Below are 21,868 nucleotides of genomic sequence, written 5' to 3' on the forward strand. Positions count from 1 at the left end.
GTGCTATTGGTAGCTCAGATATTTATTTCTTGTTTTTATAAAGTTATCTAACCCATCTTGCCAGCTGGCTCTTATTTCTTCTGAAGATTTTCCAGCCTCAATTTGTTTCTGAAGCCTTTCAGTTCCTGCAAGCTTCGTGAAAAAAGAATTGAAAAATTCAGACTTATTTGAAGTGTTATGATAGGCTTCAATTAGCCAATCAAGATTTAACGAGGATAAATGCCCGGTATTTGTAAGGTCTTTGCCATAACATTCTTTTCCTGAATGTTTAGGGTATTTAGCCCCGTCCATAGGTTGCGGAGTATAAGAGTAATTAAAAAAATCTTTATCTAAAAATGGAGATCCAAACACCTGGAATTGATTTGACGTGCCCCGCCCAGCATTCACATTGGTTCCTTCAAAAAAACATAAACTGGAGTATAGATTGATCGATTTGTCATTTGGAAGATTGGGAGAAGGTTTTACGGGCAAAGAGTATAGTTTGGAATGATCATAATTTTTCATCTCAATGATTTGAAGATCGCATTGCACTTCATTTTTTAGCCACTTTTCACCATTGATCATTTTTGCATATTCCCCTATTGTCATCCCGTGAACAACCGGTATGGGATGCATTCCAACAAAACTACTGTACTTTGGTTCCAGGATAGGTCCATCAATATAGTGTCCATTAGGATTGGGTCTGTCCATAATTAATAGCGAAATATTATTCTCGGCGCAAGCTTCCATGATATAATGCAGCGAAGAGATATAGGTATAAAACCTGGCTCCTACATCCTGAATATCAAAGATCATCAGGTCAATATCTTTTAAAGATTCTTTGGAAGGCTTTTTACTGTCTCCATAGAGTGAAACTACCGGAAGCCCGGTTTTAGTATCTATGCCATCCTTAATGGCTTCTCCGGCATCGGCTGTACCCCGAAAACCATGTTCAGGAGCAAATACTTTTTGAATCTTAACATTCAAACTAATTAAAGAATCAACAAGATGTGTATAGTCTCCTTTTTCAGTTTTAATAATGGAAGTTTGATTTCCTACGAAACCTATTCGTTTATTTTTGAGGAGTGGTAAGTATGCTTCCGTTCTATTAGCTGCGAGAATTATTTCTGAAGAAGCTGTATGAGGTTTTTTAGTTTCCGAAGCTTTTTTCAACTCAGCATCAGATTGCTTATTGGTGTTTCCGCAGGAAAGAGTTCCAATAAGAAAGAATAAAAATGTACTTTTGAGTAATCTCTTAATCATAGAATATTGAATTTCGAGTATTTCGTTGTAAAGCGGCTAATCAGCGCTAAAAAATATAAAAGTAGCATATCTGCACCTATAATAAAAATTGCGATCACGGCGATCGCTATTGGGGTGATTATGATGCTTGTTTCTTTCGCAACCGGTCTCGGTCTGCAGGAAAAAATAAGGGATAAGATCGCTGCTTTTAACGGCCATATCAATATTTCCAGTTACGATAACAACAGCTCAAAGGTATCTCTTATTCCGGTATCAAAAAACCAGGATTTTTATCCTGAATTCACCTCGGTAGAAGGTATAAAACATGTGCAGGCCGTAGCCACTAAATTTGCTGTGATAAGAACCGAAGAGGATTTTGAGGGTATTATTGTTAAAGGCATTGGGGAAGATTATAACTGGGATTATTTTAATGAGTTTCTAATTGATGGGGAGCTTCCAGATTTTTCTAATAATCTAAACGATGAGATTTTAATTTCACAATATCTCGCCAGCAGACTTCAGTTAAAAGTGGGAGATAAAGTGCCAACATATTTTCTTCGGGAAGGTAGTGAGCGACCATTAGCAAGAGGTTTTAAAATTACAGGAATCTATGAGTCGGGCTTTCAGGAGTTTGATGAGCTATATCTATTAGCCGATATAAGGCATATTCAGCGAATCAATAAATGGGAAGACGACCAGGTTGGGAATTTTGAGGTTTTTGTAGAAGATTTTGATGAATTGGATCAAAAAGGCAATGAAGTTTATGAGAATACAGGATCTTTTCTGGACACTCAAACCATCAGCCAGAAATATTATTCAATTTTTGAATGGTTGTCCCTTTTTGATTTTAATATCGCGTTAATTATTGGGATTATGATCCTGGTGGCTGGTATTAATATGATCACGGCATTGTTAGTATTAATATTGGAAAGAACACAAATGATCGGGATTTTAAAAGGTCTCGGTGCTTCTGACTGGAGTATTAGAAAGATTTTTCTATATAATGCGGGTTACCTGATCGTTCTTGGTCTTTTCTGGGGTAATCTCATTGGAATTGGAATACTGGCAATTCAGAAGTATTTCAAGCTAGTGCCTTTAGATCCTCGTACCTATTATGTAACCGAAGTTCCAATTTATCTGAATTGGGATTATATTCTTGCGGTTAATGTAGGCACCCTGTTATTGTGTATGCTGATGCTGCTGATTCCATCTGTAATTATTTCGAAAATTTCCCCGGTAAAAGCTATAAAGTTCGAATAAATTCTTCGACCAAGATATAAGCACCTGTAATCCTTGGTTTAAGGCTTCAGGATTTTTTACATTTGCACTTTTAAAAATTGAAAATGGAATACGCTGAAAATATATTAGGTACTATAGGGAATACTCCCTTGGTGAAAATGAATAAGATCGTTGAAGAGATTGATGCTCTTGTGCTTGCAAAGTATGAAACCTTTAACCCCGGAAATTCTGTAAAAGACAGGATGGCTGTGAAAATGGTCGAGGATGCTGAAAAAAAAGGATTGCTGAAACCAGGGGGGACCATTATTGAAGGTACCTCGGGAAATACGGGAATGGGTCTTGCATTGGTGGCTATCGTCAAAGGTTATAAGATGATCTGTGTTTTAAGTGATAAACAGAGCAAGGAGAAAATGGATATTCTTAAAGCGGTTGGAAGCGAAGTGATTGTGTGTCCTACAGATGTAGAGCCAGATGATCCACGTTCTTATTATTCCACCTCGAAGAGATTAGCCGAAGAGACTCCAAATTCCTGGTATGTGAATCAATATGACAATCTTGCCAATCGCCAGGCTCATTATGAGACTACAGGTCCTGAAATTTGGAAACAAACTGATGGTAAGGTGACTCATTTTGTAGTAGGTGTAGGTACAGGAGGGACTATTTCTGGAGTAGGGAAATATTTAAAAGAGCAAAATCCCAATATCAAAGTGTGGGGAATAGATACCTATGGTTCAGTTTTTAAGAAATTTCACGAAACGGGCGTTTTTGACGAAAAGGAAATATATCCATACGTAACGGAAGGCATTGGTGAAGATATATTGCCAAAAAATGTAGATTTTGATGTAATTGATGGATTTACCAAAGTAACCGATAAAGATGCCGCGGTTTATACCCAGAAATTATCAAAAGAAGAAGGTTTCTTTTTAGGTAATAGTGCAGGAGCAGCAGCAAAAGGATTACTACAGTTAAAGGAACATTTTGCTAAAGATGATGTGGTAGTGGTGCTGTTTCATGATCATGGAAGTCGCTATGTTGGTAAAATGTACAATGATGACTGGATGAAAAAAATGGGATATCTAGAATAATACAAACATATTAAGTAAGAAAATTTAATCTTTTATGATAAAGAATTCGTGGTTATTAACCAGTTTATTCTTAACACTAAGTTTAATTGCAAATGCACAGAATGATGTAAAAAATTACTCAGATTTAGAGGTTTCTCTAACATTGGTTAATCCCAGCCGGGAGATCAATGACGGGGTTGCTAAATTACAGGTTCAGGGAGGAGAAGCTCCTTATAAATATAAATGGAGTAAACAGACCACAGCTCTAGATTCTAAAGAGTCCAGAGGTCTTATTGAGGGAATGGAGCATACAGTTACTGTAACTGATGCTGCAGGCAAGAGTGTAGAGGAAAATTTTACTGTACCTGCCACTTCAATTACAGAAATCTTTAATAGCAAGGTACAGCCTGCAGTAGATTTTTTAGGGGGTGTTCTTTTCTGGGACCCATTTGCAGCCGTGGGTATTTACGATCCCATAGTTTATTCTGATGGGAAAGAAATTCCAATTCCTAATTTTGAAGCTACCACTAATAGTGTTTATAATTTAAAAAAGTGGCTTATTCCCGAAGGAGCATCAGTTGGTGTAGGAGATAAAATAGCGATTGTAGAAAGTGATTCAGGAAAAGAACATGAGGTGTATTCAGATGCTTCAGGAACAATTAATTATCTCGTTAAGGAAGGGGACGAAATTTTCAATCCAAATAAAAAAAGTGATGTAATTGAGCAGAACGCTCATATGATCGCTATGGTAAAGTTTGATGATCCACAGCCTTTACATCATCCAAATGGAGACATAAGAACGAATGCTATTCCCTTTATTGTTATATGGCTGATTCTAGGGAGTATTTTCTTTACGTTTAGGCTTGGATTTGTAAATATCCGAGGATTCAAACACTCCATTCAACTCGCTAAAGGAAAATTTGATGATCCGGACGCACCGGGAACTATTACGCATTTTCAGGCGATGGCTACAGCAGTATCTGCTACCGTTGGACTTGGGAATATTGCAGGTGTGGCCGTTGCGATCTCTTTGGGAGGAGCAGGTGCTACATTCTGGATGTTTTGTGCTGGTTTCTTTGCCATGTCGCTAAAATTTACCGAATGTACATTGGGAGTGAAATACCGCGAGATCAAAGAAGATGGTAGGATCTTCGGTGGACCAATGAATTATCTGCGCTACGGTTTAGAGAAACGAAACATGAAAGGTCTTGGTAAGTTTCTTGCAGGACTATTTGCTGTACTAGGAGTTGGAGCTTCGTTTGGAGGTGGTAATATGATCCAGTCTAACCAGGCTTTTAAGATTGTTTCTGAACAAATTCCTATTTTGCAGGGGCATGGTTTTATATTCGGAGTGATCTTCGCTATACTAGTTGGAGCAGTGATTCTGGGAGGAATTAATAGTATTGCCCGTGTGACCGGAAAGGTGGTTCCTGTAATGGCTATTATCTATATTCTTGGATGTGCCGTGGTGATTGGGGTGAATATTGAAAATATTGGGGGAGCATTTTCCGCGATTTATAACGGGGCATTATCAGCTAGTGCCATGAAAGGTGGGTTTATTGGAGTACTCATTATTGGTCTTCAGAGAGCTGCCTTCTCGAGTGAAGCAGGGGTAGGTTCTGCGGCTATTGCCCATAGTGCTTCCAAAACTAAAAATCCTATTGCAGATGGTTTTACTTCTTTAGTAGAACCTTTTATAGATACGATGGTAGTTTGTACCATGACGGCACTTGTTCTTATCTTTTCAGGAATGCATGAAGTAGGTGGCGGAATGAAAGGAGTTGAATTAACTTCTGATGCATTTGGGAGTGTGATCTCCTGGTTTCCGGCAGTACTTGCCATGGCAGTATTTTTATTTGCTTTTTCTACCATGGTTTCCTGGTCTTATTATGGAATGAGATCCTGGACCTATTTATTTGGACAAAGCAAAAAATCTGAAATAATCTATAAAGTTCTTTTTTTGATATTTGTAGTCGTGGGGTCGTCTGTAAGTCTGGGAGCAGTTTTAAGCTTCTCAGATATGATGATCCTCGCTATGTCTTTTCCTAACATTATAGGATTGTATATCATGTCTCCAGAAGTAAGGGCAGATATGAAAGCATACTGGCACAGACTTAAAAATGGAGAGCTTTTCATCAATGAAAAGTTTAGGGAAGCTGCATAGATTAAATTTTAAAGTATTTTAAAAACTCTTCCTTTTCTGGGAAGAGTTTTTTTATGCTAAGAAAAGGCTAAACTCTATCTAATTATTTCAGAATAGTTTCAAATACCCTATTTTCAGGACTTAAATGAAAATTATGAAAAAAATCTACTTTCTATTTCTAAGCCTTATACTATTTTCCTGTAGCTCTACATTAGATGTGCAGGATAATCAAGAGCCTGAAGATCCACAATATTCTTACCTCGCACTTGGAGATTCCTATACCATTGGTGAAAGTGTAAAAGAAACAGATCGCTGGCCAGTAAAGCTTGCCGAGCAGCTTCGCTCCCGTGATTATAAAATGGCCGCCCCTAAGATCATAGCGAAAACAGGTTGGACTACAGAAGATCTTCTGCGAGGAATGGAGAATGAGCTTAATATTCAGCGGGATTTTGATCTTGTTTCCATTTTAATAGGTGTTAATAATCAGTACCAGGGAAAACCGGTCACAGAGTATGAGGAAGATCTTAGAACGATATTTCGAAAAGCAGTAAATCATTCAAAAACAATGGAAAAAGGAGTTTTTGCAGTAAGTATCCCAGATTATGGATATACTCCTTTTGGTGCTGCAAATCAGGAAAAAATTAGTGCTGAGATTGACAGGTTCAACGAAGTATTTAAAAGGATAGCAGATGAGTTTGATGTTCCTTTTTACAATATCACTCCAATTTCACGAGATGCAGTCAATAACCCAGATTTGATAGCTAGTGATGGTTTGCACCCAAGTGGATTAATGTATCAATTTTGGGTAGACAAATTTGTAAATGAAGTAGCAGCTAAATTACCTCAATAATTTTTTTATACCCTAATATTCAATTGTTTAAATTGATATATTTAATCTGTGAAAGAGGATTTTTTATATCATGTATGGAAGTTTCAAAAATATGATCCTGAAGGCTTGGAAACTTCAGAAAAGGAGCTTTTAAAAATACTTCATCTTGGTATTCAGAACGATTTATCGGGTCCAGACTTTTTCAACGCGAAGATCCAGATAGGGGAGCAACTTTGGGCCGGCAACGTAGAAATTCATATAAAATCTTCAGACTGGTATGCGCATCATCACGAAACAGATCCCGCTTACGATAATGTAATACTTCATGTAGTGTGGGAACATGATGTTGAAATTTATCGGCAAGATCATTCTATCATTCCCACACTAATATTAAATAGTAAAGTGGAAGAGAGTATTCTGGATTCCTACAAAAACCTTCTTCAGAAATCGCATCTTAGATTAAACTGTGAAAATGAATTTGAAAATTTTTCAGATTTTCAATTACAGCATTGGTTGGAACGCTTGTTTTTTGAAAGATTAGAAAAAAAGTCTGAAGTAATCCAGGATCTATTACTAAAAACTGAAAATAATTGGGAAGCAGTTTTGTTTATTATGCTTTCCAGAAGTTTTGGTTCTAAGGTAAATGCCGATGCTTTTATGGCGATGGCTCAAAGTCTTGATTTTAAAATTGTGCAGAAGATCGCTAATAATAGTTTCGCGTTGGAAGCAATATTTCTTGGTCAGGCAGGCTTGATCAAAAATATAGACCATTACGGTCTGGAACTGGAGAAAGAATATAAATATTTAAAACATAAATATTCACTACAAAGCGAATTTCTTCCATCTCCACAATTCTTTAGATTAAGACCTAATAATTTCCCTACCATAAGATTGTCACAACTCGCATCTTTATATTCAAATAAGAAGAATTTATTTTATGAATTGATGCAGGCAAAAGACTTAAGTACCATTAAAGATCTTTTGGTACTGGACGTTTCAGAATATTGGAAAAACCATTATAATTTTGGCAGGAGCCATTCATTCAGAAATAAAAAGCTTAGCGCTGCCTTTATAGACCTTATTATTATAAACTGTATTATTCCGGTTAAACATTCTTATTTTCAATTTATTGGAGAAGAAGATGAACAGTCTATCCAGGATCTTATCAATGAAGTCAATGTAGAAAAAAATAGCATCATAGATCTTTTTAATGATCTAAGACCCAAAACGGCTATTACCGCTATGCATTCACAAGCATTATTGCAGATGAAAAATGAATATTGCGATTTGAACAAATGTCTGAAATGTGAATTGGGAGCTTCTTTGTTGAGGAAATCTCCCAAATACATTTAAATTTGCGGTATGACGAGTCTTGTTTCTAACATTAGGTATTATCTGGAAAAACATGGTTTTTATGTTTCTACCAGAATGGCAGATAAACTGGGGATGCGAGCAAAGAACGTTAGATTGTTCTTTATTTATGCATCGTTTTTTACCATGGGAGCAGGATTTGTAATATATCTAACCCTCGCCTTCTGGCTCAAATTAAAGGATCTTATTTATACAAAGAGAACTTCGGTATTCGATCTATGACAAGACTGGTAGATTCAAAGTTAAAACTCGCTATCGTATTAATTATTCTGGTATTTGTTTCCGGGGTAGTGGGATTTCACTTTTTATATGATTATTCGTGGGTAGATGCTCTTTATATGACCATCATCACGATAAGTACGGTTGGTTATGGGGAAGTGCAGCCTATGGATCCCTATGGAAAGATATTTACTTCGGTATTTATTATTTCCGGACTTTTTATCTTCGGCTTTGGTTTTTCAACGATTACAGAACACATCCTGAATAAGAACAATATTGGCAATTTAAAGCGGAATAAAATGAGAAAGCGAATAGATTCTTTAAAGGATCACATTATAGTTTGCGGTTACGGTCAGAATGGAAAACAAGCCGTTCAGAAATTATTAAATTATCGAAAGGATTTTGTGATAATTGATAGAAATGAAGGGGTTTTTCAGGGTATGGAAGATGATCAGCTTAATTATATTGTGGGAAATGCAACTGAAGATGAGGTACTTGAAACAGCAGGTGTGGGAAAAGCTTCCACCTTAATTTGCGCTTTACCCAGAGATGCCGATAATCTTTTTATTGTACTATCTGCCAGACAGCTAAAAAAGGATCTTAAAATAATTAGCCGAGCCACGGAAGAAAACAGCTACAAAAAATTAAAACTTGCAGGGGCAGATAATGTGATCATGCCAGATAGAATTGGGGGAAGTCATATGGCTTCGCTTGTGGTGGTGCCAGACCTTGTGGAGTTCCTGGATAATCTTTCGGTTTCCGGGGAACATGACAGTATTAATGTGGAACAAATCTCCTTTTCCAAGATTTGTTCAGATGGTATAGAAAAAACAATAGCAGAGACCGATATTCGTAAAAAAACAGGTTGCTCTATAATCGGGTATAAGTCACCTTCAGGTACTTACGTAGTAAATCCCGAGCCCTCCCTTAAATTGGAAAAAGAATCAAAACTTATCATGATTGGCAGGCCGCAACAAATTGATAGCTTAAAAAAGTACTATTCCGTTTAAAAATATCAGGCCTTCTGGTCCAACAGAAGATTTGTATTGTTTTAACAATAAATTCACAATTTAACGGGCAAAAGTTTGAAATAGCCTAATTTTTTAGCATATTCACCCGCTGAAAATTTAACTTCAAATAAATAACCGATATTTTATATGAGAAAGTATTTGCTTTCAATGTTCTTTTTATTTTCAATTTTTGGATTGTCTGCACAAGAACTAGACGTAAAAGCCAAGGTAGGTAATCCTTCAAAAGTGATTAATAACGGGTTCATCGAACTAGATGTAACCGGAGGTACTCCTCCTTACCAATACAAATGGTCCAACCAGGGAACCAATCTTGAGTCTAATAGAACTGAAGGTCTTACCGAAGGAATTCCCTATACCGTTGTTGTAAGCGATAGTAAAGGAAATAGTGTAGAAAAGGAATATCAGGTAGATGCAGAAGCGATCACAGAGCACTTCAATGGTACGTTTGCTCCTATTGTTGCCAGTATGGGAAGCGTTCTTTTCTGGGATCCGTTTTCGGCAATAGGAATTTACGATCCTGTTGTATATGCCGATTTGAAAAGAGTGGCTGCTCCAGAGTGGGACGCTCAGGAAACTTCAAGGTTTATTTTAAAAGAATGGAAAGTTGGAGATGGGGAGCATGTGAATAACGGCGATCCTATTGCTACAGTTTCTAAAAATGGACAGGACATTACGGCTTATGCTAATGCCGATGGTAAATTGGAACATTTCCTGGAAGAAGGAGAGGTAATTTACAATTCAGAGAATAAACAACATGTTATAGAGCAGGGAGCACAATATTTTGCCAGTATAGAATACGATGAACCTATAGCATTATTGCATCCAAACGGCGATCCTCAGCAAAAGAATATTCCATTTATCGTGGTATGGCTTGTTTTGGGAGCCTTATTCTTCACGATCCGTTTAGGATTTATCAATATTAGAGGATTTAGACATTCACTTCAACTTGCCAAAGGTAAGTATGACGATCCCAACGCACCTGGCCAGGTTACACATTTCCAGGCATTGGCAACTGCAGTATCGGGAACCGTTGGTCTTGGTAATATTGCTGGTGTGGCAGTAGCGATCTCTTTAGGAGGTGCTGGGGCAACGATGTGGATGATCCTTGCAGGTTTACTTGGGATGTCTTCTAAATTCGTAGAATGTACTTTAGGTGTAAAATACAGATTCATAAATTCTGAAGGTCGTGTATTTGGTGGCCCAATGAACTATCTTAGATATGGTCTTGAAAAAAGAAATAAAAGAGGTTTAGGTAAATTCCTTGCGGCTTTCTTCGCTATTCTCGCAATTGGAGCTTCCTTTGGTGGAGGTAACATGTTCCAGGCGAATCAGTCCTTTTCTATTCTTGCGGGAGAGTTTCCAATGCTTATCGGGAACGGATTCTGGTTTGGTATCGTGGTAGCGCTACTTGTAGGAGTTGTTATTATTGGAGGAATTAGTAGTATCGCTAAAGTTACCGGTAAAATTGTTCCTATTATGGCGGCAGTGTACGTTCTGGGAGCACTTATAGTAATTGGAGTTAATATTGAAAATATTGGTCCGGCATTTACTGCGATCTGGGATGGAGCATTTAGTCCCAGTGCTTTAAAAGGTGGGATAATTGGTGTTCTTATCGTAGGATTCCAGCGAGCTGCTTTCTCTAATGAGGCTGGTGTGGGTTCTGCTGCGATTGCGCACAGTGCCGCTAAGACAAACCATCCGCCTTCTGAAGGATTTGTTGCATTGTTAGAACCTTTCATCGATACAGTAGTGGTTTGTACACTTACTGCGTTAGTTCTTATCTTTACAGGAATGCACGAGGTTGAAGGTGTTGGAGGGGTAGAACTTACGTCATCTGCTTTTGGTAGTGTGATCTCCTGGTTCCCATACGTACTTGCAACAGCAGTATTCCTTTTTGCATTTTCTACGATGATCTCCTGGTCTTATTATGGAATGAGAGCATGGACATATCTATTTGGAAAAAGTAAGAAGAATGAGATAGCATATAAGATTTTATTCCTTGTTTTTGTGGTGGTTGGAGCTTCTGTTAGTTTAGGAGCAGTACTTGACTTTTCAGATATGATGATCCTTGCGATGTCTTTCCCTAACATCATTGGATTATACTTTATGATAGGTGAAGTGAGTAATGATCTTAAAGAGTACACTCATAGACTTAAAGCAGGGGAGCTATTCCATAAAACTGGAAAGAATAAAGCTGAAGCGACCTCCTAGGTCATTATAAAAAATGAAATTTCTAAAATCCCATTTTGCGCTTTCAAGAAGTCAGCAAAATGGGATTTTTGTTTTAGTGCTTATTATCATTGGATTTCAGATATTCTTATTTCTTGATTTTTCTTCGGAATCTGAAGTTGTTGATCAAAGCGAAATTGAAGGTTTTCAACGGCAATTAGATTCCTTAAACCGTACTGCGTCTAAACGAAAGGATACAATTTATCCTTTCAACCCTAATTATATTACCGATTTTAAAGGATATCAGTTGGGGATGAACCTGGAGGAGATAGATCGTTTGTTAGTCTTCAGGAATTCAGGAAAATGGATTAATTCTAGCGAAGACTTTCAAAAAGTAACCGATATTTCAGATAGTTTACTTAAAAAGATCAGTCCGTCATTTCGCTTTCCTGAATGGACACAAAAAGTTTCATCGATAAACACTTTTCAAAATAATTTGAAAACTTCAGAAATGAAGGTTTCAGATCTCAATGCAGCAAGTGCCGAAGATTTTAAAGCAATTAATGGGATAGGAGAGGTGCTTTCCCAAAGAATTGTGAAATATCGCAGCAGTATTGGAGGATTTCTAAATTCATCTCAGTTAAAGGATGTTTATGGGCTCTCTCCAGAGGTTATAGCCAGGATTGATCAAAAGTTCACCATTCTGTCTAAACCTGATATTGCTATAAAGAATCTCAATTCTATAACGGAAGCGGAATTATCTGAAATTCCGTATTTTAATGATCAGCTTGCCAGGGAGATTATAAGCTATCGAAAGCTACATGAGGGGATTTCTTCTTTTGAAGAATTATCAAAAATCAACACTTTTCCTTACGATAAAATCGATAGAATTAAATTATATTTGGCCATAGAATAATTTTTGGAAATATTTCGTATCCAAATTCATAATAAGATAATCGAAGATTGCTGTTTTTATATAATTTATAACAGCATTAATACAATATAGAAATGAGCAGATATTTTACAGAGGAACATGATTTATTCAGAAAAAGTTTCCAGGAATTTTTGAAGAAAGAAGTGGTGCCTCACATAGAAAAGTGGGAAGAAACGGGAACCATAGAGCGTTTTATCTGGAAAAAGTTTGGTGAAATGGGATATTTCGGACTTAATCAACCAGAGAAATATGGAGGAATGGGTCTTGATCTATTCTACACGGTAATATTCCTGGAAGAGCTTCAGAAGATCAATTCCGGAGGATTTGCAGCGGCAATGTGGGCTCATGCTTATTTGGCGATGACTCATTTAAAAGTTGAGGCAAGTCACGATTTAAAAGAAAAATATCTCACACCTGCCATAGATGGCGATAAGATAGGTTGTCTTTGTATTTCAGAACCCTTTGGAGGGTCTGACGTTGCAGGGATGAAAACTACCGCTGTAAAAAAAGGTGATAAGTATGTGATCAATGGTTCTAAAACATTTATCACAAATGGCGTTTATGCCGATTTTTATGTTGTTGCTGCCAAAACAGCTCCCGAAGAGGGAAATAAGGGAATGAGTATGTTCCTGGTAGATAAAGATTTTAAAGGCATCTCAGCTACTAAATTAAACAAGTTGGGCTGGAGAGCTTCAGATACTGCAGAACTTGCTTTTGACAACGTAGAGGTGCCAGAGGCCTATTTGTTGGGAGAAGAAGGAAAGGGCTTCAATTATATTATGCAGCATTTTGCTATGGAGCGTTTGATCATGGGGATTAATGCTCATGCAAGATCTGAATTTGCAATAGACTATGCAATGGGTTATATGAAGGAGCGTGAAGCTTTTGGCAAGACCCTGGATAAGTTTCAGGTACTGAGACACTCTCTTGCAGAAATGGTTAGTGAGGTGGAAGTGATTAAAGAATTTAATTATGCTACTGCACAAAGATTGAATGATGGGGAGTATGTAGTGAAAGAGGCGAGTATGTCTAAATTGCTGGCCACTAAGATTGCCGATGAGGTGATGTATAAGTGCCTCCAAATGTTAGGAGGTTATGGTTATATGGAAGATTATCCTATGGCGAGAATGTTTAGGGATAGCAGATTAGGCCCAATAGGTGGAGGGACTTCTGAAATTTTAAAAGAAATTATCGCCAAAATGGTGATTGATAATAAAGAGTATAGACCAGCAGCTAAGTAAGAGTTTTGGCGAAAATTCATTTCAATTATCGCCAAAATGGTAATCGATAATAAAGAATATAAGCCAGCAGCTAAGTAAGAGTTTTTAGAACAAATAAAATAAATAACCCTGGGTTTCACCCGGGGTTATTTATTTAAACTATCATAGAATGTCTTTCTTATCTTTTTTCCGTTTATAAAGAAATTCTCTGCTTTTTCATCAGAATAGAATTCACTTGTTATATTTTCATCCTCAACGATTTCAGATTCAGATTTTCCTTCAGAAATGGCGTTGAGTATATTTGTTCTAATGGATTCCAGCATTTTTAAATAGGTCTCGTACTCAGAATAATTAGCAACCGCTCCATGACCAGGGATTATTTTCGTGTTCTCATTTATTAACGACAAGCCCGTTTTTGCAGCTTTAATGTCGCCATCAACACTCCCTCCACTTTTTAGATCTATATAGGGAAACATGCCATTAAAAAAAGTGTCCCCCGTGTGCAATACATTGCTTTGCGGGAAATAGATCAGTACATCCCCATCTGTGTGAGCATTGTGGACATGGGCAACCACAATATCATTTTTATTAATATGAAGATTTATTTTGTTGTTAAAAGTTACAATAGGAAGTCCGTTTGTTTTAGTAGTGTCTGCCTTAAGTCTTTTCCGAACATTTTCATGAGCAAAAATTAAGGCGCCATCTTCCTGAAAATTCAGGTTGCCACCTGTATGATCACCATGATGATGTGAGTTCACAAGATAATTAACTGGTTGGTCACTAATCGTCTTTAATTTTTCTTTAATTTTCTCGCTAAGGGCGGGAAACTGGTCATCTATCATAAAAATTCCATCCTCACCGGTTAGAATTCCAATATTTCCTCCAGCGCCCTGTAACATATATACATTCTCATTTACAGGAATGATCCTGATCTCTACATCTTTCATATCCTGAAAGGCAAACAGAGAAGAGTTTATTAAAAGTATTGAAAACAGAATTTTAAAAGAGTATTTCATGATGGCTAGTTTATAGATTTCTAATTTACAGAAAAACTGGAACTTAGTATTTAAATGTATGCTTTATAAATTGAAATAAAATAATAAAAATATTGGGTGTTTGTATAAATGCATTATCTTTGCAGCCGATTCCAAAAGAAGGGAGGTGATGACACTATGTTAATTATACCAGTTAAAGACGGAGAAAATATAGATAGAGCTCTTAAGCGTTTTAAGCGTAAGTTCGACAAAACAGGAACTATGCGTCAGCTAAGAGATCGTCAGCATTTTACGAAACCTTCTGTAGAGCGTAGAGCTCAGGTTCAGAAAGCTGAATACATTCAGCATCTGAGAGACGCAGAAGATATCTAGTAAAAAGCTAATATCATTTAAGAAGAACCACCGATTATTTCGGTGGTTTTTTTATTTAATGTGCTCTTATTTAAAAACTTGTCAACACGAAAACGTTTTCGTTTATGTGATTCTCTTTTTTAGATCGTTAAAAACTTCGGTTTTTCATAATTTGAGGATAACCCTAAATAATTTATTATGAAAAAACTTAACCTTTACGCTGTTTTGGCTTCTTCAATCTTATTCTTCAGCTCGTGTGAGCAGGAGAAAATTGCTTCAGAAGAGATCCAGAATCAGAACACTTTAAGATCCCAAACTAAAAACTCCAATACTACCAAAGCCCAGGTGGGTGGTAAAGTAATGATGCAGGCTTTCTACTGGGATGTTCCTGCTGGTGGTACCTGGTGGGAAACTATTGAAAATAAGATTCCGGCCTGGAGTAATGCCGGTATAGATGCTATTTGGGTTCCTCCGGCTTCTAAAGCACAAAACGGACCTTTTTCTATGGGGTACGATCCTTTTGATTATTATGATTTTGGTGATTTTAATCAGATGGGATCTACCGAGACCAGGTTTGGTTCCAGAACAGAGCTTCAATCAATGATCTCAACTGCACATTCCAATAATATTAGTGTAATAGCAGATATCGTGCTAAATCATAATAGTGGCGGTGCTTCTGAAAATAATCCGTACACCGGTACATCTACTTATACCGATTATGATCCTGCTTCAGGTTTATTTTACAGGTCTGCTGCAGATTTTCATCCTAATGATTACCATAGCAATGATTCTGGAGTATTTGGCGGCTTTGCAGATCTATGTCACGATAAAACCTATGTGCAGGATTGGCTTTGGAATAAACCGAATTCGGTTGCGAAGTACTACAAGAATACCATGGGATTTGATGGTTGGAGATTTGATTATGTAAAAGGTTTTGCACCATGGGTGGTGAACAGCTGGACTGATGAAGTAGGAGGTTTTGCCGTTGGAGAGTATTGGGATGGAAATGCCGCTACTCTGGAAGCCTGGGTAAACCAATCTGGAGCCTCTGCATTCGATTTTGCTTGTTATTATAGAATGAAGGATGCCTTTGAAGGGAATGATCTTTCCAGATTACAGGATGATATGCTCTGGAAGAGAAAACCTATGAAGGCCGTTACTTTTGTAACAAACCATGATACAGATGAAATCTATACCGGGAAAATGCTGGCCTACGCTTATATTATGACACATGAAGGTTATCCTACTGTTTTTTACCAGGATTACGAAGAATGGCTGGATAAGGATAAATTGAATAATCTTATTTGGATTCACAATAATAAGGCCGGTGGATCTACAGATATTTTGCATGCAGATCAGGACGAGTATGTAGCCCGTAGAAATGGAGCTCCCGGTTTGATAGTTTATTTAAACGATAGTAATAGTAGATTAGAAAGATGGGTGCCAACAAATTGGTATAACCAAACCATAAAAGAATACACAGGTAATTCTAATTGGCAGCCAACGACACAGGGAGATGGTTGGGTTAAAATAGAAGTTCCCGCGAACTCTTATTCTATATGGTCCACTTTGTAAGTATTGATTAAAACTTTAAAAACTGTTGATAGGCTAAAGTTTAGTAACTTTGTTTATCAACAGTTTTTTTATGCCGTTTTCTGCTTTCCTGGATTATCTTCAGCTTGAGAAAAAATACTCCGTACATACCATTACGGCTTATAAAGCAGATCTTAGTGATTTTCAGCTTTATATAGAAACCGCTTTTGAGCAGAAAACACTTGATGATGTAAATTATGCTCAGATTCGAAGTTGGATCGTTGAGCTTTCTGAATCAAATATTTCTAACCGAACGATCAATAGAAAAATTTCCTCTCTAAAGGCTTATTATCGGTTTCTTTTAAAAACCGAACAAATAGAGTCTTCTCCACTTACAAAACATAAAGCTTTAAAAACACCAAAAAAGATTCAGATTCCTTTTTCAGAAGATGAGATTGTGCGGGTACTGGAAACGATAGATGATTCTACGTTAGAAGGTATCAGGGATAGATTGATCGTTGAGCTATTTTATTCAACAGGGATTAGAAGGGCAGAACTGATCAATATTAAAATTTCAGATTTGGATCTCGATGGGGGAGTACTAAAAGTTTTGGGGAAAAGAAATAAGGAGAGATATATTCCCCTGATTGCTTCCGTAAAAGATACCGCTTCCAAATATCTTGAAGGCAGAAGGCATACGGAGAATATATCAGGATCAGACTATCTTTTTCTAACTTCCAAAGGAGATAAAATCTATGAAAGTTTTGTTTATAGAATTATAAATAATTATTTTAGTAAAGTGTCTGGCAAATTGAAAAGAAGTCCGCATATTTTGCGACATTCTTTTGCCACTCATTTATTGAACCAGGGCGCGAATTTAAATGCGGTAAAAGAATTATTGGGTCACTCCAGTTTAGCAGCGACTCAGGTCTACACCCATAACAGCATTGCCGAATTGAGTAAAATTCACCAAAACGCTCATCCCCGGAACAATAAGAATTAACTTAACCTTTTGTTTAATTAAATTCTATTGGATATGAAAATGAATTTGCAGTCTGTGAACTTCAATGCCGACCAAAAGCTAATTGACTTCACTCAAAAGAAACTTGATAAACTGGATACTTACTTTGACAAGATTATTCATGCCGATGTTTATTTTAAAGTTCAAAATACTAGTGGGAAAGATAATAAGATTACCGAAATTTTGCTAAGTGTTCCTGGTGGAGATATTATGGTTAAAAAGACCTGTAATAAATTTGAAGCTTGTGTAGATGAATGTGTTAGTTCGCTTCAAAGACAGTTAATTAAGAAAAAGGAAAAAATGAGCTCACATGTTTAGCTAATTTTTTTTAAAATTATTTTTTGATAAAGGAATAATTTATATACATTTGCAGTCCGTTAGAAATAGCGGACTTTTTTATGCTGAAAAAGTAGCATAAAAGGCCGATGTAGCTCAGCTGGCTAGAGCAGCTGATTTGTAATCAGCAGGTCGTGGGTTCGAGTCCCTCCATCGGCTCTTGAAATACTGAAATCACCGAAGTTTCAGAGATAATTTGAAATTTAAGTCCTTAAGGATTAATAAATTGAAAAAAATCTTCTGAAATTTTAAAAAATGCTTTGGATGGTGCTTCAAATTTACTTTAATTTGCAGCCGTTTTAAAACCATCAGAAGCTTAGCTGTTTCAGCTACGGTTCTATGAAATAGTGGTAAAATTGGGGAGATACTCAAGCGGCCAACGAGGGCAGACTGTAAATCTGCTGACTACGTCTTCGCAGGTTCGAATCCTGCTCTCCCCACAAAGATTTTATGAAAATTGCGAAGAAAACTCATTTTCTAAAGCGATTGAATAAAAAGCTTAGTAAGGGGTCACCCTTACGGATCATCAAATTTATTTGATAATCCTTAAATATATGTAATGCGGGAGTAGCTCAGTTGGTAGAGCGTCAGCCTTCCAAGCTGAATGTCGCCGGTTCGAACCCGGTCTCCCGCTCTAAATTAAATTGAATCAAGATGTCCCCCGGTACAGGGTAGTTTGAAATTCAGGTTTTGTAGCCTTTAATTTTGAATCTATTCTTTTAAAACCAAATTATGGGTTGTGTCGGCAATGTTACCTCAGTCTTGATCGTGTCCATAAGCCCTAGTAGGTTTATGGTTATTGCTGTTTGAAACAGTCAATTGTCTGGCCGACGTAGCTCAGGGGTAGAGCGTTTCCTTGGTAAGGAAGAGGTCATGGGTTCAATTCCCATCGTTGGCTCTAGTTTTGTATAAAATTGAACACTAATATATAACTAAGATTAAATAAGTATTAATTATGGCAAAGGAAACTTACGATCGTTCCAAACCGCACCTAAATATTGGTACAATTGGACACGTAGATCACGGAAAAACTACTTTAACTGCAGCGATTACTAAAGTGATGGCTGATGCTGGATATTCAGAAGCTAGTGCGTTTGATCAAATTGATAACGCTCCAGAAGAGAAGGAAAGAGGTATTACTATTAACTCTTCTCACGTTGAGTACTCAACTGAGAAGCGTCACTATGCGCACGTTGACTGTCCAGGTCACGCCGATTACGTAAAGAACATGGTAACTGGTGCTGCTCAGATGGACGGTGCTATTCTTGTTGTTGCTGCGACTGATGGTCCTATGCCACAAACTCGTGAGCACATCCTTCTTGGACGCCAGGTTGGTATCCCAAGAATTGTTGTATTCTTGAATAAAGTTGACCTTGTTGATGATGAGGAGCTTTTAGAGCTTGTTGAGATGGAAGTAAGAGATCTTCTTTCTTTCTACGAGTATGATGGTGATAATGGTCCTGTAATTTCAGGTTCTGCACTTGGAGCTTTAGAAGGTGATGAGAAATGGTCTAAGACTGTTCTTGATCTTATGGAAGCTGTAGATACTTGGATTGAACTTCCTCAGCGTGATGTTGATAAAGCATTCTTAATGCCTATCGAAGATGTATTCTCTATTACAGGTCGTGGTACTGTTGCAACTGGTCGTATTGAGACTGGTGTAGCTAACACTGGAGATCCTGTAGAGATCATTGGTATGGGAGCTGGAAAACTTACTTCTACTATTACTGGAGTTGAGATGTTCCGTAAGATTCTTGATAGAGGTGAAGCTGGAGATAACGTTGGTATCCTTCTAAGAGGTATTGAAAAGACTCAGATTTCTAGAGGTATGGTAATCACTAAGCCTGGATCTGTAACTCCTCACGCTAAATTCAAAGCAGAGGTTTATATCCTTAAGAAAGAAGAAGGTGGACGTCACACTCCATTCCATAATAACTACCGTCCTCAGTTCTACGTACGTACAACTGATGTTACAGGAACAATTAATCTTCCTGATGGTGTAGAAATGGTAATGCCAGGTGATAACCTTACAATTACAGTTGAGCTTATTCAGCCTATCGCAATGAACCAGGGACTTCGTTTCGCTATCCGTGAAGGTGGTAGAACTGTAGGTGCTGGTCAGGTAACTGAAATTCTAGACTAAGAATTATCTTAATATAAAAAGGTATCCGTGAAGAGCGGATACCTTCACTTATATTTACGGGTTTAGCTCAGTTGGTAGAGCACTGGTCTCCAAAACCAGGTGTCGGGAGTTCGAGCCTCTCAACCCGTGCAAATATCTTTTTATAAAATGGCAGGAATTGTTAATTACATATCAGAATCATATAACGAGTTAAGAAACCACGTTACCTGGACAAGCTGGTCTGAAGCTCAAAGGCTTACAGTGATTGTTGCAGTTTTCTCGATTATTTTTTCATTAGCTATTTGGGGTGTTGATACGCTTTTTAGTGGAGCGATTGAGCAATACTTTGAATGGGTTAAATCATAATTTAGATAGCTATGGCAGAAGCAAAGGATAAAAAGTGGTATGTGGTTCGTGCGTTAGCGGACAGGAGAATAAAGTAAAAGATTATATCGAGAAAGAGATCGAATACTTAGGTCTTCAGGATGCGATAGATCAGGTTCTTGTTCCTACTGAAAAAGTAATTCAGATACGTAATGGAAAGAAAGTAAATAAAGAACGTGTTTATTTTCCGGGTTATGTAATGATTCAGGCAAATATTGGAGGGGAAATTCCTCATATTATTAAGGGATAAATGGAGTTATTGGATTTTTAGGTGAAACCAAAGGAGGGGATCCTGTGCCACTTAGAAAGTCTGAAGTGAATAGAATGTTAGGGAAAGTAGATGAGCTTTCTGTGAAAGCTGATAATGTTGCAATTCCGTTTACAATTGGTGAGACTATTAAAGTTATTGACGGACCGTTCAATGGATTTAATGGTACAGTAGAGAAGATTAATGAAGAAAAGCGTAAGCTTGAAGTAATGGTGAAGATTTCGGAAGAAAAACACCATTAGAATTAAGCTATATGCAAGTAGAAAAAGTATAAATAATAACTGTTACATATTTTTTGATTGTTTTTTAAGCTTCCACTCAATAAACGATCATTTAAAAATTTGAAAAATGGCAAAAAGAAGTAAGTAAAAGTTGTAAAACTACAAGTTCGCGGAGGTGCTGCTAACCCATCACCAACCAGTTGGACCTGCTTTAGGTGCTGCCGGAGTAAACATCATGGAATTCTGTAAGCAATTCAATGGTAGAACTCAGGATAAGCAAGGAAAGGTACTTCCAGTTGCAATTACTGTTTATAAGGATAAGTCTTTTGATTTTGTGATCAAAACTCCTCCTGCAGCAGTACAATTGATGGAAGCGGCTAAGACTAAAAAAGGTTCTGGTGAGCCGAACAGAAAAAAAGTAGCTAGTGTTTCTTGGGATCAGGTTAAAGCGATTGCAGAAGACAAGATGCAGGATCTTAATGCATTTACTGTAGAATCTGCAATGAAAATGGTTGCCGGAACAGCTCGTTCGATGGGAATAACTGTAAAAGGTGATGCACCGTTTTAATCCTAAAGAAATTAAGAAATGGCAAAATTAACTAAAAAGCAAAGAAGCTCAGTCTAAGATTGAGAACGGCAAAACTTATACAGTTGCCGAAGCTTCAGCTTTGATAAAAGAAGTTACCAACGCAAATTTTGATCCTTCTGTAGATTTAGCGGTTCGTTTGAACGTAGATCCTAGAAAAGCAAATCAAATGGTAAGAGGAGTGGTAACACTTCCGCATGGTACTGGTAAAGACGTTAAAGTTTTGGCTCTTGTTACTCCAGATAAGGAAGAAGAAGCTAAAGAAGCTGGTGCCGATTACGTTGGATTAGATGAGTATCTTGATAAGATCAAAGGCGGTTGGACAGATGTTGATGTGATCATCACTATGCCAAGCGTTATGGGTAAACTTGGACCTTTGGGACGTGTTCTTGGACCAAGAGGTTTAATGCCTAACCCAAAGACCGGTACAGTAACTATGGATATCGCTAAAGCGGTTTCTGATGTGAAGGCTGGTAAGATTGACTTTAAGGTAGATAAGCACGGAATTGTGCACGCTGGAGTTGGAAAAGCATCTTTTGATGCTGAGAAATTGCAGGTAACGCAAAGGAATTATTAACTACGCTGGTAAAATTGAAACCTCAGGCAGCAAA

The 21,868-nt window shown here is 37.3% G+C and carries 18 protein-coding genes, 5 tRNA genes and 3 pseudogenes; 24 read left to right on the forward strand and 2 right to left on the reverse strand.

Annotated elements, in window-relative coordinates; genetic code table 11:
• Positions 1 to 3 precede the first annotated feature (3 nt).
• The gene (locus BLT95_RS14155; RefSeq protein ID WP_089666784.1) at positions 4 to 1,242 is read right to left on the reverse strand and encodes a DUF1343 domain-containing protein; all 1,239 of its coding nucleotides are present in this window, start codon (positions 1,240 to 1,242) and stop codon (positions 4 to 6) included.
• A 6-nt stretch (positions 1,243 to 1,248) separates the two neighbouring features.
• On the opposite strand from BLT95_RS14155, the gene BLT95_RS14160 reads away from it, so the two are divergent.
• The 10 genes from BLT95_RS14160 (at position 1,249) to BLT95_RS14205 (ending at position 13,461) form a co-directional block, all read left to right on the forward strand.
• A complete protein-coding gene (locus BLT95_RS14160; RefSeq protein WP_089666785.1) occupies positions 1,249 to 2,481 on the forward strand; it encodes an FtsX-like permease family protein in 1,233 nt (410 codons plus the stop codon).
• Positions 2,482 to 2,564: 83 nt separating this feature from the next.
• Positions 2,565 to 3,545 (forward strand): cysteine synthase family protein, encoded by a 981-nt coding sequence (locus BLT95_RS14165; RefSeq protein ID WP_089666786.1) that lies wholly within the window; start codon positions 2,565 to 2,567, stop codon positions 3,543 to 3,545.
• Between the two features lie 34 nt (positions 3,546 to 3,579).
• On the forward strand, positions 3,580 to 5,688 hold the full coding sequence (locus BLT95_RS14170; protein WP_089666787.1) for an amino acid carrier protein: 2,109 nt from the start codon (positions 3,580 to 3,582) through the stop codon (positions 5,686 to 5,688).
• 133 nt (positions 5,689 to 5,821) lie between these two features.
• Positions 5,822 to 6,517: an SGNH/GDSL hydrolase family protein gene (locus BLT95_RS14175; protein ID WP_089666788.1), complete on the forward strand. Its 696-nt coding sequence runs from the start codon at positions 5,822 to 5,824 to the stop codon at positions 6,515 to 6,517.
• A 48-nt stretch (positions 6,518 to 6,565) separates the two neighbouring features.
• Complete coding sequence (locus BLT95_RS14180) at positions 6,566 to 7,849, forward strand: DUF2851 family protein (RefSeq protein ID WP_089666789.1); 1,284 nt, start codon at positions 6,566 to 6,568, stop codon at positions 7,847 to 7,849.
• A gap of 9 nt (positions 7,850 to 7,858) precedes the next feature.
• A complete protein-coding gene (locus BLT95_RS14185) occupies positions 7,859 to 8,089 on the forward strand; it encodes a PspC family transcriptional regulator (RefSeq protein ID WP_089666790.1) in 231 nt (76 codons plus the stop codon).
• On the forward strand, positions 8,086 to 9,096 hold the full coding sequence (locus tag BLT95_RS14190; protein ID WP_089666791.1) for a potassium channel protein: 1,011 nt from the start codon (positions 8,086 to 8,088) through the stop codon (positions 9,094 to 9,096). Before BLT95_RS14185 ends, BLT95_RS14190 begins: the two co-directional genes overlap by 4 nt.
• A 147-nt stretch (positions 9,097 to 9,243) precedes the next feature.
• Positions 9,244 to 11,328 carry an amino acid carrier protein gene (locus tag BLT95_RS14195; protein ID WP_089666792.1) on the forward strand — a complete coding sequence of 695 codons (2,085 nt, stop codon included), beginning with the start codon at positions 9,244 to 9,246 and terminating at the stop codon, positions 11,326 to 11,328.
• A gap of 13 nt (positions 11,329 to 11,341) precedes the next feature.
• Positions 11,342 to 12,202, forward strand: a complete 861-nt coding sequence (locus BLT95_RS14200; RefSeq protein WP_089666793.1) for a helix-hairpin-helix domain-containing protein — start codon at positions 11,342 to 11,344, stop codon at positions 12,200 to 12,202.
• Between the two features lie 92 nt (positions 12,203 to 12,294).
• On the forward strand, positions 12,295 to 13,461 hold the full coding sequence (locus BLT95_RS14205; protein WP_089666794.1) for an acyl-CoA dehydrogenase family protein: 1,167 nt from the start codon (positions 12,295 to 12,297) through the stop codon (positions 13,459 to 13,461).
• 125 nt (positions 13,462 to 13,586) lie between these two features.
• Here BLT95_RS14205 and BLT95_RS14210 read toward each other — a convergent pair whose 3' ends face one another.
• Positions 13,587 to 14,456, reverse strand: coding sequence for an MBL fold metallo-hydrolase (locus BLT95_RS14210; protein ID WP_172822599.1), 870 nt, complete (start codon positions 14,454 to 14,456; stop codon positions 13,587 to 13,589).
• A gap of 156 nt (positions 14,457 to 14,612) precedes the next feature.
• Between BLT95_RS14210 and rpsU the strand changes: the two genes are divergently transcribed.
• The 14 genes and pseudogenes from rpsU to rplA all read left to right on the forward strand — a co-directional run.
• Entirely contained in the window at positions 14,613 to 14,807 is a 195-nt protein-coding gene (gene rpsU, locus BLT95_RS14215) for a 30S ribosomal protein S21 (RefSeq protein ID WP_041250351.1), read from the forward strand.
• 177 nt (positions 14,808 to 14,984) lie between these two features.
• Entirely contained in the window at positions 14,985 to 16,361 is a 1,377-nt protein-coding gene (locus tag BLT95_RS14220; RefSeq protein WP_089666796.1) for an alpha-amylase, read from the forward strand.
• A 70-nt stretch (positions 16,362 to 16,431) separates the two neighbouring features.
• Entirely contained in the window at positions 16,432 to 17,322 is an 891-nt protein-coding gene (locus BLT95_RS14225; protein ID WP_089664045.1) for a tyrosine-type recombinase/integrase, read from the forward strand.
• Positions 17,323 to 17,355: 33 nt separating this feature from the next.
• Entirely contained in the window at positions 17,356 to 17,658 is a 303-nt protein-coding gene (gene raiA / locus BLT95_RS14230) for a ribosome-associated translation inhibitor RaiA (protein ID WP_089664046.1), read from the forward strand.
• A 103-nt stretch (positions 17,659 to 17,761) separates the two neighbouring features.
• Positions 17,762 to 17,835 (forward strand) — tRNA-Thr (locus BLT95_RS14235).
• Between the two features lie 199 nt (positions 17,836 to 18,034).
• A tRNA-Tyr gene (locus tag BLT95_RS14245) sits at positions 18,035 to 18,116 on the forward strand.
• A gap of 121 nt (positions 18,117 to 18,237) precedes the next feature.
• Positions 18,238 to 18,310: transfer RNA gene (locus BLT95_RS14250), tRNA-Gly, on the forward strand.
• A gap of 192 nt (positions 18,311 to 18,502) precedes the next feature.
• Positions 18,503 to 18,574 (forward strand) — tRNA-Thr (locus tag BLT95_RS14255).
• Between the two features lie 57 nt (positions 18,575 to 18,631).
• Positions 18,632 to 19,819 (forward strand): elongation factor Tu, encoded by a 1,188-nt coding sequence (tuf, locus tag BLT95_RS14260; protein WP_089664048.1) that lies wholly within the window; start codon positions 18,632 to 18,634, stop codon positions 19,817 to 19,819.
• 56 nt (positions 19,820 to 19,875) lie between these two features.
• A tRNA-Trp gene (locus BLT95_RS14265) sits at positions 19,876 to 19,948 on the forward strand.
• Positions 19,949 to 19,966: 18 nt separating this feature from the next.
• Positions 19,967 to 20,164: a preprotein translocase subunit SecE gene (gene secE, locus BLT95_RS14270; protein WP_011710243.1), complete on the forward strand. Its 198-nt coding sequence runs from the start codon at positions 19,967 to 19,969 to the stop codon at positions 20,162 to 20,164.
• An 11-nt stretch (positions 20,165 to 20,175) separates the two neighbouring features.
• A pseudogene (nusG, locus tag BLT95_RS14275) lies at positions 20,176 to 20,724 on the forward strand (transcription termination/antitermination protein NusG).
• A gap of 94 nt (positions 20,725 to 20,818) precedes the next feature.
• Positions 20,819 to 21,239 (forward strand): annotated as a pseudogene (gene rplK / locus BLT95_RS14280) (50S ribosomal protein L11); the annotation flags it as partial.
• Positions 21,240 to 21,257: 18 nt separating this feature from the next.
• Positions 21,258 to 21,868: pseudogene (gene rplA, locus BLT95_RS14285) on the forward strand (50S ribosomal protein L1); the annotation flags it as partial.

Origin of the sequence: Gramella sp. MAR_2010_147 (assembly GCF_900105135.1) — a bacterium.
Taxonomy (GTDB): Bacteria; Bacteroidota; Bacteroidia; order Flavobacteriales; family Flavobacteriaceae; genus Christiangramia.

Excerpts from the sequence above, each read along its gene's own strand:
- BLT95_RS14155 (WP_089666784.1), bottom strand. The coding sequence starts at position 1,242 with ATGATTAAGAGATTACTCAAAAGTACATTTTTATTCTTTCTTATTGGA.
- BLT95_RS14165 (WP_089666786.1), top strand. The coding sequence starts at position 2,565 with ATGGAATACGCTGAAAATATATTAGGTACTATAGGGAATACTCCCTTG.
- BLT95_RS14170 (WP_089666787.1), top strand. The coding sequence starts at position 3,580 with ATGATAAAGAATTCGTGGTTATTAACCAGTTTATTCTTAACACTAAGT.
- BLT95_RS14175 (WP_089666788.1), top strand. The coding sequence starts at position 5,822 with ATGAAAAAAATCTACTTTCTATTTCTAAGCCTTATACTATTTTCCTGT.
- BLT95_RS14185 (WP_089666790.1), top strand. The coding sequence starts at position 7,859 with ATGACGAGTCTTGTTTCTAACATTAGGTATTATCTGGAAAAACATGGT.
- BLT95_RS14190 (WP_089666791.1), top strand. The coding sequence starts at position 8,086 with ATGACAAGACTGGTAGATTCAAAGTTAAAACTCGCTATCGTATTAATT.
- BLT95_RS14195 (WP_089666792.1), top strand. The coding sequence starts at position 9,244 with ATGAGAAAGTATTTGCTTTCAATGTTCTTTTTATTTTCAATTTTTGGA.
- BLT95_RS14200 (WP_089666793.1), top strand. The coding sequence starts at position 11,342 with ATGAAATTTCTAAAATCCCATTTTGCGCTTTCAAGAAGTCAGCAAAAT.
- BLT95_RS14205 (WP_089666794.1), top strand. The coding sequence starts at position 12,295 with ATGAGCAGATATTTTACAGAGGAACATGATTTATTCAGAAAAAGTTTC.
- BLT95_RS14210 (WP_172822599.1), bottom strand. The coding sequence starts at position 14,456 with ATGAAATACTCTTTTAAAATTCTGTTTTCAATACTTTTAATAAACTCT.
- rpsU (WP_041250351.1), top strand. The coding sequence starts at position 14,613 with ATGTTAATTATACCAGTTAAAGACGGAGAAAATATAGATAGAGCTCTT.
- BLT95_RS14220 (WP_089666796.1), top strand. The coding sequence starts at position 14,985 with ATGAAAAAACTTAACCTTTACGCTGTTTTGGCTTCTTCAATCTTATTC.
- BLT95_RS14225 (WP_089664045.1), top strand. The coding sequence starts at position 16,432 with ATGCCGTTTTCTGCTTTCCTGGATTATCTTCAGCTTGAGAAAAAATAC.
- raiA (WP_089664046.1), top strand. The coding sequence starts at position 17,356 with ATGAAAATGAATTTGCAGTCTGTGAACTTCAATGCCGACCAAAAGCTA.
- tuf (WP_089664048.1), top strand. The coding sequence starts at position 18,632 with ATGGCAAAGGAAACTTACGATCGTTCCAAACCGCACCTAAATATTGGT.
- secE (WP_011710243.1), top strand. The coding sequence starts at position 19,967 with ATGGCAGGAATTGTTAATTACATATCAGAATCATATAACGAGTTAAGA.